12 protein-coding genes are annotated in these 11,576 nt (G+C 51.8%); 9 read left to right on the top strand and 3 right to left on the bottom strand.

Annotated features, from left to right (window positions below):
* The first annotated feature begins 49 nt into the window (after positions 1–49).
* On the top strand, positions 50–460 hold the full coding sequence (locus BBI15_RS10055; RefSeq protein ID WP_068869434.1) for a VOC family protein: 411 nt from the start codon (positions 50–52) through the stop codon (positions 458–460).
* Positions 461–501: 41 nt separating this feature from the next.
* Here the strand turns inward: BBI15_RS10055 and BBI15_RS10050 are convergent, their stop codons facing one another.
* From BBI15_RS10050 to BBI15_RS10040, 3 genes are all read right to left on the bottom strand, one after another.
* The gene (locus BBI15_RS10050) at positions 502–1,179 is read right to left on the bottom strand and encodes an amino acid ABC transporter permease (RefSeq protein ID WP_068869433.1); all 678 of its coding nucleotides are present in this window, start codon (positions 1,177–1,179) and stop codon (positions 502–504) included.
* A 15-nt stretch (positions 1,180–1,194) separates the two neighbouring features.
* Positions 1,195–2,043: a transporter substrate-binding domain-containing protein gene (locus tag BBI15_RS10045; protein WP_084632823.1), complete on the bottom strand. Its 849-nt coding sequence runs from the start codon at positions 2,041–2,043 to the stop codon at positions 1,195–1,197.
* 157 nt (positions 2,044–2,200) lie between these two features.
* The gene (locus BBI15_RS10040) at positions 2,201–3,856 is read right to left on the bottom strand and encodes an Rqc2 family fibronectin-binding protein (RefSeq protein ID WP_068869432.1); all 1,656 of its coding nucleotides are present in this window, start codon (positions 3,854–3,856) and stop codon (positions 2,201–2,203) included.
* Positions 3,857–3,978: 122 nt separating this feature from the next.
* Here BBI15_RS10040 and BBI15_RS10035 point away from each other — a divergent pair, with 122 nt between their 5' ends.
* The 8 genes from BBI15_RS10035 (at position 3,979) to rsmB (ending at position 11,568) form a co-directional block, all read left to right on the top strand.
* Positions 3,979–4,248, top strand: coding sequence for an extracellular matrix/biofilm biosynthesis regulator RemA family protein (locus BBI15_RS10035; RefSeq protein ID WP_068869431.1), 270 nt, complete (start codon positions 3,979–3,981; stop codon positions 4,246–4,248).
* Between the two features lies 1 nt (position 4,249).
* Positions 4,250–4,870 (top strand): guanylate kinase, encoded by a 621-nt coding sequence (gene gmk / locus BBI15_RS10030; protein WP_068869430.1) that lies wholly within the window; start codon positions 4,250–4,252, stop codon positions 4,868–4,870.
* Entirely contained in the window at positions 4,870–5,094 is a 225-nt protein-coding gene (rpoZ, locus tag BBI15_RS10025; protein WP_068869429.1) for a DNA-directed RNA polymerase subunit omega, read from the top strand. Before gmk ends, rpoZ begins: the two co-directional genes overlap by 1 nt.
* 75 nt (positions 5,095–5,169) lie before the next feature.
* Complete coding sequence (gene coaBC, locus BBI15_RS10020; protein ID WP_068869428.1) at positions 5,170–6,369, top strand: bifunctional phosphopantothenoylcysteine decarboxylase/phosphopantothenate--cysteine ligase CoaBC; 1,200 nt, start codon at positions 5,170–5,172, stop codon at positions 6,367–6,369.
* On the top strand, positions 6,366–8,762 hold the full coding sequence (gene priA / locus BBI15_RS10015) for a primosomal protein N' (RefSeq protein ID WP_068869427.1): 2,397 nt from the start codon (positions 6,366–6,368) through the stop codon (positions 8,760–8,762). The genes coaBC and priA overlap by 4 nt, the downstream gene beginning before the upstream one ends.
* A gap of 18 nt (positions 8,763–8,780) precedes the next feature.
* Positions 8,781–9,287: a peptide deformylase gene (gene def, locus BBI15_RS10010; RefSeq protein WP_068869426.1), complete on the top strand. Its 507-nt coding sequence runs from the start codon at positions 8,781–8,783 to the stop codon at positions 9,285–9,287.
* A complete protein-coding gene (gene fmt, locus BBI15_RS10005) occupies positions 9,284–10,216 on the top strand; it encodes a methionyl-tRNA formyltransferase (RefSeq protein ID WP_068869425.1) in 933 nt (310 codons plus the stop codon). The genes def and fmt overlap by 4 nt, the downstream gene beginning before the upstream one ends.
* On the top strand, positions 10,213–11,568 hold the full coding sequence (rsmB, locus tag BBI15_RS10000; RefSeq protein ID WP_068869424.1) for a 16S rRNA (cytosine(967)-C(5))-methyltransferase RsmB: 1,356 nt from the start codon (positions 10,213–10,215) through the stop codon (positions 11,566–11,568). The genes fmt and rsmB overlap by 4 nt, the downstream gene beginning before the upstream one ends.
* Positions 11,569–11,576: the final 8 nt, after the last annotated feature.

Genomic DNA, 11,576 nt, shown 5'->3' with positions numbered 1-11,576 from the left:
CCACGAATAGAAAAGTGAACGATAAACGAAAAAGAAGGGAAGCGAAGATATGACTATTCAAGCGAACCAGATTTTCGTTAATTTGCCGGTTAAGGACTTGGAGAGATCGATGAAGTTTTTCGGGGAGATGGGGTTTGATTTTGATGAGCGGATGACAGACAATAACGCCACGTGCATGATCATCGGCCCGAATATGTACGCGATGCTATTGGTGGAGGATTTTTTCAAAAGCTTTACCCACAAGGACATTGCCGATACGTCGAATAGCGCCGAGTCTATCATTGCCCTATCCGCTTCAAACCGCAAGGAAGTCGATGAATGGGTGGAGAGGGCACTGGCAGCAGGCGGCAGTTCCGCTAATGAGCCAATGGACAACAAGTTCATGTACTCCTGGAGCTTTTATGACCCCGACGGCCATTTATGGGAAGTCATGTACATGGAAGACGAAGCCTTCGAATAACAAAACCGCACCGGATAAAGTTCCGGTGCGGTTTTTAAGGTTTAAAGGTATTCCGCGTAGCGTTTTTCCAGGTAGTTCTGCAGCACGGTCATGACTGTGCAGATGGCCCAGTAGATGAGTGCGACCAGGATGAGCAATGTCAGCAGGTCGTATTCCCGCGCGCCGACAATGCGCGCTTTCTGGAAAATTTCCGGCACCGTGATCATCGCAGCGAGCGAGGAGGCCTTGATCAGGTCCAAGTAGACATTCGATAAAGGCGGCACCGCAATGCGCACCGATTGCGGCAGGATGATCCTGCGCATCGTCTGCCAATAGGTGAGGCCGAGTGCGGTGGACGATTCCCATTGCCCTTTATCGACGGACGCCAGGGCCGAGCGGAACACTTCCGCGATATAGGCAGCGCTGTTGATGGTGAAGCCGATGAGTGCAGCCTGTAAGGCGGTGAACTCAACGCCGATGACAGGGAGTGCAAAATACAGCAAGAACAAGATGACAAGAATCGGCACCCCGCGCATGAAGGAAATATAAAGCCGTGCCGGCAAATGAAGCAACGGCAGTTTCGAAGTCCTCGCGAGCGCGAGGAAAAAGCCGATGACGAGGCCGCCGAGCATGCTGCCCATGGAAATCAATAGCGTCAGCCAAATGCCTTCGAGCACATATGGCAAGGAATTGATCGCAAGCTCAGGATCGAATAACAACCCCCATTCGATATCGCTCATAAAAATGGGCCTCCTTTAGTTTTCCTCTTCGATGTCCGGTTCGATGGAGACATCGGCACCGCCGAAGAATTCAGCCGAAATATCACTGATGGTGCCATCCGAAAGCATTTCCTCAAGTGTGCCATTTACTTGTTCGAGCAATTCTTCATGGTCCTTGTTGACGACCAGGCCGACTTCGGACGGCAAATATTTAATGTCCGGATGGATCGTGATGTTGAGTTCCGGGAATGCCGCCACCCCGAAAGTCGATAAATAATAATCGTTCAAGATGACATCGGTCCGGCCGATCGAGACGTCGCGCAAATAGACTTCGTTTGTCGCGTTGTCATACGTCACTTCTTCCGCCCCGTAGTCGCGGGCGATTTGCATATAGACCGATGTCGAGACGCCGGCCGCTTTTTTGCCTTCCAAGTCTTCCAGTGATTCGATGCCGGACAGGTCATCTTTCCGGACGACGGCTGTACCGTACGAATACTTGATCGGCGTTGAGAACAGGAATTGATCGGTCATTTCATCGGTCACTTCGATATCGTTCGCTGCCATGTCGAGTTGTCCCGTGCTGACGCTCGTCAACATCTCATCGAACCCGAGTTCGCGGAATTCGATATCAAGGCCGAGCCGTTCGCCGAGTTCGCGTACGACTTCCACTTCAAATCCGGTTAATTCGCCGCTTTCCTCATCTCGGAACGAAGTGGCGAGCAATGTTCCCGAGGTGCCGACAGTCAAGACGCCTTCTTCCTGGATGCGGTCCCACTCCGATGGCTGTTCGGTCTCCGCATTTTCGTCCCCGCATGCTGAAAGTGCCAGTGCTGCCGTGCTGGCCAAAGCAGCAGTTATGTATGTGCGTTTCGTGAAAGTAATCAATGTAAAGCCTCCTTATATTATGTCCTATAAAAAGATAGCATTAACCATGGCTCGAGGCAATGCTTTATCGGCATGAAGTGTTCATATAATATTATTATGTAAACAGACATGGGTAAAAGGCCCATGCCAACGCTAAGCTGGCATGGGCAGGGGGGAATCACTTTTTCAATTTCAATACTAAATCTTCGTCCGGAGTGACATAAACGGTTTTCTGCTCAAAATAAATTACGAAACCGGGTTTGGCGCCGCTCGGTTTTTTCACTTGGCGGACTTCCGTGTAGTCGACCGGGACCGAGGCCGATTCACGTGCTTTGCTGAAATAAGCAGCGATGCTGGCAGCTTCCAGGATGGTTTCTTCATCCGGGTCTTGCGAGTGGATGATGACATGCGAGCCCGGAATGTCTTTCGTGTGCAGCCACGTATCGGATTTCGCTGCGACTTTGAATGTCACGTAATCATTCTGTTTATTGTTCTTGCCAACTGATATCGGGATGCCGGCACTCGATACATAATGCTCGACATTCGGTTTTTGCGGCTTTTTCTTTTTCTTCGATTTCTGGGCTTTCATATAACCTTGTTCCGACAATTCTTCGCGGATCTCTTCGATGTCAGACAGCCCTGCCTGTTGCACTTGCTGCATGAGCAATTCGAAGTAACGGATGTCTTCTTCCGTCTTTTCGATTTGCTCGAGCGTTTTGACGACCGCCGTTTTGGCTTTTTGGTAACGTGAGTAATATTTCTGGGAATTCTCGATCGGCGTCTTGCGCGGATCGAGCGGAATGGTCACAGTTTCTTCATTATAATAATTGACGACTTCCGCCTGTTTCATTCCCTTCTTGATGGTGTGCAGGTTGGCCATGATCAATTCGCCGTTCAATTGCAATTGATCGCGTTTTTGTGCTTGGTCCTGTTCTTTCTGGAGTTTTTTCAGCTTCAGTTTCAGTTTGGAAATTTCGTTCTGCAGCCAGCGCTCCAAATCGCCTGCCTGTTGCTTGACGCGGTCGCGCTCGGCTTTCGCATAATAAATCCGGTCGAGCATTTCTGACAAGTTGTCAAAGTGCATATTGTCCTGTCCGAGATGCGTCAATTCAGTCGCGGAAAAATAGCTTTTTCCTTGCTGTTCGACGTAATAGCCGGTCGGTTCCGGAGCATTGAAATCCTGCAAAAAGGCAGCTGCGCTTTCTGGATCCTGTTCGAGCCGGTAGTTCAGCTCTTTCGCCGTCAACGGGGAAAAGCCGGCAAACCGGGAGACGATTTCCTTGTCGGTGAGCCCGCTGAAGTCTGCATCCGCCGCAAATGGATCCTGTTTATCTTGGGACGGCGGGAACATATAATCCTGGCCCGGCAAAATCGTCCGGTAGGAGTTGACGCTCGGCGGCAAATGCTTGAGGCTGTCGAGAATCATGTCGCGTTCGGCGTCGACTAAAATGATATTCGAATGCCGGCCCATCATTTCGACATGGAGCTCGCGTTCGATCTCGTCGCCGATATCATTGCGTGCGCGGATGCGCAAGATGATCAGCCGGTCGGAACCGTGTTGCTCGAGACCTGTGATGACACCGCCTTCAATATGCTTCCGGAGCAGCATGCAGAACATCGGCGGTTCCGATGGATTGACGTTTGTCGTGTTGGTCAAATGAATCCGCGAATAGGACGGGTGGATCGAGATGAGCAATTTATGGTTTTTTCCTTGTGCGCGTATATGCAGGAGCAGTTCGAGCTGATTAGGCTGATGAACTTTTGAAATCCTTCCGGTGATGAGCTGTTGCAATTCGCTCGTCATCGCTTTCGTAAATAATCCATCAAATGCCATGAAAAATCCCTCTTTCAAATCGTTTTGTTCCATCTTATCATTTTCACGGAAGAATATGATATAATAAGACAGTTAGTTTTAAGCGCGAACATATAACTCGAGCATTGATGGCGGTGGGGAAGATGAAGAGAAAGCCGAAGTTCATATCCATCGGGTCGGGCAATGCGGTATCAGTGGACCGCATCGTCTCGATGATCCAGCCGGACTCGGCGCCTTCCAAACGCCTAATACAGGAAGCGCGCAGCAAAGGCTTGCTCGTCGATGCGACAGGCGGCAAGAAGACCAAGTCGATCTTTATCATGGATAGCGATCATGTGGTCATTTCCGCTTTGTCGGTCGAGACGGCACTAGCGCGGATTGAAGAAAATGATGATGAGGCAAGCGAGGGATAAAATGAGAAAACAACGCGGACTGCTCATCGTGCTGTCCGGGCCTTCGGGGGTCGGCAAAGGCACGGTGCGAAAAGAGCTGTTCCAACAGCCGGATACGAATTATGAATATTCCATTTCCATGACGACGCGCGCACCGCGCGAAGGGGAAGTGGACGAAGTCGATTATTTCTTCAAGACCCGTCATGAATTTGAAGAACTGATCGACCAAGGGCAATTGCTCGAATATGCCGAGTATGTCGGCAATTATTACGGCACGCCGCTCGAATACGTCAATAAAATGCGTGATGCCGGGCGTGATGTGTTCCTGGAGATTGAAGTGCAAGGGGCAGCGCAAGTGCGCGATAAGGTGCCGGATGGCTTGTTCATCTTCCTTGCGCCCCCCAGCCTCTCGGAACTCGAAGAGCGCTTGGTCGGCCGCGGCACGGAATCGGACGAAGTGATCGCTTCCCGCATCCACGCCGCCAGGAAAGAACTTGAGATGATGAACTTGTACGATTACGTCGTCGAGAACGATGAAGTCGAAAATGCATGCGACCGTATCAATGCCATCATCATCGCGGAGCATTGCAAGCGGGAACGCGTCGAGAAAAGATACTTAGATATGCTAAAGGAGAATGCCTGATGTTATACCCATCCGTTGATAAACTGAAAAGCCGCATCGATTCGAAATACTCTTTGGTCGCTTTGGCTTCCAAGAGAGCCCGCCAATTGCACGAACATGGAGATGAAAAACTGGATGCCTACACATCCCATAAAGCGGTTGGAAAAGCGCTTGAAGAAATTGCGGAAGGCGCATTGACGCCGGTACAGCAAGATGCATCCGCGATTTACGAAGACGAAATTTAACTTATGATCTCAATTGACGACTCCCAGAGCGAACCTGTTCTTTGGGAGTTTGTTGTTTAGAAAGGGTGTTTAGCGGTGTTGGCAAATCGAAAAATCCTATTGTGTGTGAGCGGCGGCATCGCCGTCTATAAAGCGGTCGCTCTCGTCAGCAAACTGTCCCAGGCGGGAGCGGACGTAAAAGTGATCATGACCGAATCGGCGAAGCAATTCGTCCAGCCCCTATCCTTCCAGGTGATGTCCAGAAACGATGTCTATTTTGATACCTTCGATGAAAAGGATTCTTCGGTCATCGCCCATATCGATTTGGCGGACTGGGCGGACCTGGTCATTGTTGCACCCGCTACTGCCAATATGATCGCGAAAATGGCGAATGGCTTAGGCGATGATATGGTGTCGACGGTGCTTCTTGCGACGACTGCGCCGATTTGGGTGGCGCCGGCGATGAATGTCCATATGTACGACCATCCGGCCGTGAAACGCAATATCGACCGTTTGCATCATGACGGCATCCGGTTCATCGAGCCGTCTGAAGGCTTTTTGGCCTGCGGTTATGTCGGCAAAGGGCGACTGGAAGAACCGGAAAAGATCACTGAACTGGTCGCCGGCCATTTTACTAAAATTAAGCCCTTGAAAGGGAAAAAAGTGGTCGTGACGGCAGGGCCGACACGCGAGCGGATCGACCCGGTGCGTTTTTTGACGAATTTCTCAAGTGGCAAGATGGGCTATGCGATGGCAGAAGCGGCAGCGGAACTAGGCGCTGACACGATTTTGATCAGCGGCCCGGTTTCCTTGCCGGTGCCAAACGGCGTCAAGCGCATCCAAGTCGAAAGCGCACAGCAAATGCTCGAAGCGGTGCTCGGCGAATACGAAAGCGCAGACATGGTCGTCAAAACGGCGGCTGTCGCAGATTACCGCCCAGCGGCCATCGCCGGGCAGAAGGTCAAGAAAAAAGAAGGCAATTCGGTCCTTGAGCTGGAGCGCACGGTAGACATTCTCCAGCAGCTCGGCCAACTGAAGAGCCGTCAAATCCTGGTCGGCTTCGCGGCAGAGACCGATCATGTGGCACAGTATGCCAAAGACAAACTCGAGCGGAAAAACGCTGATTACATCATCGCCAATGACGTCAGCGCCGACCAAGCAGGCTTTGACCACGATACGAATGCAGTGACGGTCTATGGCCGCGGGGATTTCGAAAAAGCTTTCCCGGTCATGCCGAAAAAAGCGCTTGCGCTTGAGTTGCTGTCGCTCATCACCGAAAAGGAATTTTCAAAATGATTGCCGAAGTCATTGTCGATGTTGCCGCACATCCAATTGACCGGCCATTCGATTATGCAGTGCCGGAAAAATTCCAGGCACTCACCGAGCCGGGCATGCGCGTCAAAGTGCCTTTTGGCAACCGCAAAGTGCTCGGCTTCATTACAGCAATCAAAGAAACGTCGGAATTTGACCCGAAACGCTTGAAGCCGATCCACGAATTGATGGATGTCGTGCCCGTGTTGAACGGGGAAATGCTCGAGCTTGCCCAGTGGATGAAACGGCAGACGGTGTGTTTTGAAATCGATGCCCTGCAAGTCATGGTCCCTGCCGCACTGCGCGCCAAATACGAAAAGCGCTTCGTGCTAAACGTTCCTATTGAAGAGCTGCCAAAAGAGCTGCACCCGTATTTCGGCACGCGTGACTTTGTCCGTGCCCAGGAAGCGGAAGCTGTATATGGGCTCATGAAAAAGGAAATGGACAAAGGCACGGTGCTTGCGGATACGAACATCCAGCAGAAAACCGGCGTGAAAAAAGTACGCATGGTCCATATTACGGACTCCATAGAGGATATAGAAAATATTTCCATAAGAGCGAACGCCAAGCAGCAATTGAAGCTGCAGGAGTTTTTCCTGAAACACGTGGGCCAAAGTTTTGAATCTTCCCGACTGCAAAAGCAGGCAGATGTTTCGCTTCCGACGGTCAATGCGCTGGCGGAAAAAGGCTTGGCCACTTTTTCATCGATGGAATCGTACCGGGATCCATCGCTCTTGACAGCCATTGAAGAAAAAATCGCCTTGGATTTGACAGATGAACAGCAAATGGCTTTTGATGCCATTCAATCCTCGCTCAATACCGAAAAGACTTTTTTGCTTCATGGCATCACCGGCAGCGGAAAAACGGAGATCTATTTGCAGACGATCGCCCAAGTGATTGAAGAAGGCAAGGAAGCGATCATGCTCGTCCCGGAAATTTCCTTGACGCCACAGATGACGATCCGCTTTAAGGAGCGTTTCGGCGATTCGGTCGCGGTGCTGCACAGCGGCTTATCGGCCGGGGAAAAATACGATGAATGGCGAAAAATCCAGCGTGCGGAAGTGAAAGTCGTAGTGGGTGCGCGCTCTGCGATTTTTGCGCCATTTCAAAATCTCGGCTTGATCATCCTCGACGAAGAGCACGAATCGAGCTATAAACAAGACGACTCGCCGCGCTATCATGCACGCGATGTGGCGATTTGGCGCAGCCAGCAGCATCAATGCCCTGTTATTCTCGGGAGCGCGACGCCTTCACTGGAATCGTATGCGCGCGCAAAAAAAGGCGTCTACGAATTGCTCGCGCTGAAAAACCGGGCGAAAAACCAGCCATTGCCCGAGGTCCATATTGTCGATATGCGCGAGGAGCTGCGGACCGGCAACCGGTCGATGTTTTCCGTAGAATTGGCGGAAGCGATACGCGAGCGCCTTGCGCGCAAAGAGCAAGTCGTGCTGTTTTTGAACAAGCGCGGCTACTCGTCATTCGTCTTATGCCGCGATTGCGGGACGGTGCTGCAATGCCCGAACTGCGATATCTCGCTGACCTATCACCGGGCGAGCGAACGCATGAAATGCCATTATTGCGGCTATGATGAACCCGTACCGACGAGCTGTCCGGAATGCGAGAGCGACCATATCCGCTTTTTCGGCACAGGAACGCAAAAAGTCGAAGAGGAACTGGCGAAGCTCGTGCCGGATGCGCGTGTTTTGCGGATGGATGTCGATACGACCCGCAATAAAGGCGCGCACGAGAAAATCTTGTCCGCGTTCGGCGAAGGCAAAGCCGATATTCTGCTCGGTACGCAAATGATCGCCAAAGGATTGGATTTTCCGAATATCACCTTGGTCGGTGTCTTATCGGCGGATACGACTTTGCATCTGCCGGATTTCCGGGCAGCCGAGAAAACCTATCAATTATTGACGCAAGTGAGCGGGCGCGCGGGACGCGACATTCTGCCTGGGGAAGTGTATGTGCAGACCTATACGCCGGAGCATTACGCGATCACGCTCGCCAAGGACCAATTATATGAACCGTTCTACGAGCAGGAAATGGCCATGAGGCGCGCAAGCGGATACCCGCCGTATTATTACGTCGTCAATATCCAGTTCACCCATGAGGATCTGATGACGGTGTCGGGCTATGCCGAGCAGATGACCGAATACCTGCGCCACCGGCTGTCGCCTAAAACCATTATTATCGGGCCTTCGGCATCGCTCATCGCCCGCGTGAACAATAGATATCGCTATCAATGTTTGATAAAATACAAAAATGAACCTAAGCTGGCTGAAGTGCTGCAGCAATTGATTAAAATCTACCGCAGCGACTGGATCAAAACAGGTGCGACTCTGTCCATCGACATGAATCCGACAGCAGTCATGTAATAGAAATGAGGAATAGAAATGGCAATCCGTGAAATCGTGAAACACCCGAACGAAGTATTAGAAACCCCGTGCAAGACGGTCACTGAATTCGACCGTGAGCTCGCAGACCTATTGGACGACATGCACGAGACGATGATCGAAGCGGACGGCGTCGGCATTGCCGCACCGCAAGTGGGTGTCTCACTGCGCGTCGCGATCGTCGATTTCCAGGAAGGGCAAGAACCGATTGAAATGATCAACCCGGAACTCGCGCTATTCGAAGGAAAAGAGACGGATATCGAAGGGTGCTTGAGCTTCCCCGGTATTTTCGGTGAAGTCGAACGCCATGGCCGCATCAAAATCAAGGCACAGGAACGCGACGGCTCCTGGTACGAGCTGGAGGCGGAAGGTTACGAAGCGCGTGCCATCCTTCATGAAATGGACCATTTGGATGGCGTCTTGTTCACGAGCAAAATCGAGAAGTACGTCAGCCAAGAAGAATTGGATGAACTGATCCGCCAACAGGAAGAGGAGGATGTGCTTTGACCAAAATCGTATTCATGGGAACGCCGGCATTCTCGGCGCCGATCCTGAAGATGCTTGCCGAAGAAGGATATGACATCGTTTCGGTCGTCACACAGCCCGACCGCCCTGTCGGCAGAAAGAAGATCCTGACGCCGACGCCGGTGAAACAACAAGCGCTCGAACTTGGATTGCCAGTATACCAACCGGAGAAGTTGAAAGACCCCGAACAGGCGCAGAAAATCCTCGACTTGAATCCGGACCTCATCGTCACGGCAGCGTTCGGGCAGATTCTGCCGACATCCGTGCTTGAAGCCCCAAAACTTGGCGCCATCAATGTGCACGCCTCGCTGCTTCCGGAATACCGGGGCGGCGCGCCGATCCACCAGGCGATCATCGACGGCAAAAAAGAAACCGGTGTGACGATCATGTACATGGTCGACCGATTGGATGCAGGAGACATCATCTCGCAAAAATCGGTGGCGATTGAAGAGACGGACCATACCGGTAGCATGTTCGAGAAATTGAGTGCGGCAGGGATGGATTTATTGCGCGATACTTTGCCGTCGATCATTGACGGGACGAATCCGCGGATTCCGCAGGACGAGGAGCATGTCACGTTCGCGCGCAATATTTCAAGGGAGCAGGAACGCATCGACTGGAACAAATCCGCACGCGACATCTATAACCAAGTGCGCGGCTTGCATCCATGGCCGGTCGCGTTCACTACGTTTGGAGGCGCCAATGTCAAATTGTGGTGGGCGGAGATCGCCAACAGCGGAAAAACCGGTGCGCCGGGTGAAATCGTCGAATTGACAAAAGATGCCATCATCGTCCAAACCGGCGAAGGCACACTTGCCATCAAGGAATTGCAGCCGGCCGGTAAAAAACGCATGACAGCTGAAGATTATTTGCGTGGGCCGAAATTACAGGCAGGGGATCGATTCGAATGAAAAACAAAAAAATTCACGGCAATGTGAGGGATGCAGCATTGTCGATTCTCTATGCCGTTGAAAACAAACAGGCATATAGCAACCTCCTATTGAATTCGACAATGGATAGCTACGGCATTTCCGCCAAAAATAAAGGCTTGTTGACGGAAATCACTTACGGTACGCTGCAGCATCAAATGACTTTGGATTACTATCTGGAACCGTATATCAAAGGCAAGCTCGATCCATGGGTGCGGACGCTTCTGCGGTTATCGCTCTACCAGATCGTTTACTTGGACCGCATCCCGTTCCACGCTGTCATCAACGAAGCGGTGGAAATCGCCAAAAGGCGCGGGCACGGGGGAATCGCGTCTGTTTTCAACGGCATTCTGCGCTCCATCCAACGGTCAGGCGTGCGTTCATTCAACGAAATTGCCGATCCGATCGAAAAGATTTCCATCGAAACAAGCCACCCGGCATGGATGATCAAGCGCTGGTCCGAACAATTCGGCATGCAAAAAGCCCGCGAAATGGCACTCGAGAATAACAGGGCGCCACTACAGACGGTACGCGTCAATACCGTCCAGGCAACTCCTGGCGAAGTGATCGAAATGCTTGAGTCGGAAGGGCTGACTGCTGAATCGAGCAAGATCATCCCGGAATGCCTCGTCGTCACGGGCGGGCAGCCGGTGCGCACGCAAACGTTCGAAAAAGGCTTTATCACGATACAAGACGAAAGTTCGATGCTGCCAGCTTATGCATTGCAAGTGCAGCCTGGCATGAAAGTGCTCGATATGTGCGCGGCGCCTGGGGGAAAGACGACCCATATCGCCGAAAAGCTTGAAGGGCAAGGGAATGTGCTCGCGATGGATCTGCACGCCCATAAAGTCAAATTGATCGAAGAAACCGCGAAGCGCTTGGGCCACCAGACAATCGAGACCACAGTCGGAGACGGCCGGGAAAGCAGTGAACGTTTCGGTGAAGAAACCTTCGACCGCATCCTGGTGGATGCACCGTGCAGTGGCCTTGGCGTCATCAAGCGCAAGCCGGATATCAAATACACGAAAACGCCGGACGATTTCGGCCGCTTGCAGACGATTCAGCTTGCGCTTCTCGATGAAGCGGTGAAGCTACTGAAGCCGGGCGGCATCCTCGTCTACAGTACGTGTACGGTCGATACCGAAGAGAACCGCGGAACTGCCGAGAAATTCATGAACACACATCCGCAAATGGAACAGATCCCTGCTGAATTGCCTGCTGCTTTCAAAAGCAAGGGCAAAGGGTTTGTCCAAGTATTCCCGCAGGATTTCGGGAGTGACGGATTTTTTATCGCAAGCTTCAGAAAAACCGACGGCAGCATTGCCGAAAGCTAAAAAGCGGG

Source organism: Planococcus plakortidis (assembly GCF_001687605.2).
GTDB classification, from domain to species: Bacteria; Bacillota; Bacilli; order Bacillales_A; family Planococcaceae; genus Planococcus; species Planococcus plakortidis.
The sequence above is the reverse complement of the archived record's forward strand: the minus strand, read 5'-3'. Positions and strand labels throughout refer to the sequence as shown.

What these genes read in the sequence shown, in the direction of transcription:
- rpoZ (WP_068869429.1), top strand. Translation starts at nt 4,870, where the DNA reads ATGTTATACCCATCCGTTGATAAACTGAAAAGCCGCATCGATTCGAAA.
- priA (WP_068869427.1), top strand. Translation starts at nt 6,366, where the DNA reads ATGATTGCCGAAGTCATTGTCGATGTTGCCGCACATCCAATTGACCGG.
- gmk (WP_068869430.1), top strand. Translation starts at nt 4,250, where the DNA reads ATGAGAAAACAACGCGGACTGCTCATCGTGCTGTCCGGGCCTTCGGGG.
- def (WP_068869426.1), top strand. Translation starts at nt 8,781, where the DNA reads ATGGCAATCCGTGAAATCGTGAAACACCCGAACGAAGTATTAGAAACC.
- BBI15_RS10035 (WP_068869431.1), top strand. Translation starts at nt 3,979, where the DNA reads ATGAAGAGAAAGCCGAAGTTCATATCCATCGGGTCGGGCAATGCGGTA.
- BBI15_RS10050 (WP_068869433.1), bottom strand. Translation starts at nt 1,179, where the DNA reads ATGAGCGATATCGAATGGGGGTTGTTATTCGATCCTGAGCTTGCGATC.
- BBI15_RS10055 (WP_068869434.1), top strand. Translation starts at nt 50, where the DNA reads ATGACTATTCAAGCGAACCAGATTTTCGTTAATTTGCCGGTTAAGGAC.
- BBI15_RS10040 (WP_068869432.1), bottom strand. Translation starts at nt 3,856, where the DNA reads ATGGCATTTGATGGATTATTTACGAAAGCGATGACGAGCGAATTGCAA.
- rsmB (WP_068869424.1), top strand. Translation starts at nt 10,213, where the DNA reads ATGAAAAACAAAAAAATTCACGGCAATGTGAGGGATGCAGCATTGTCG.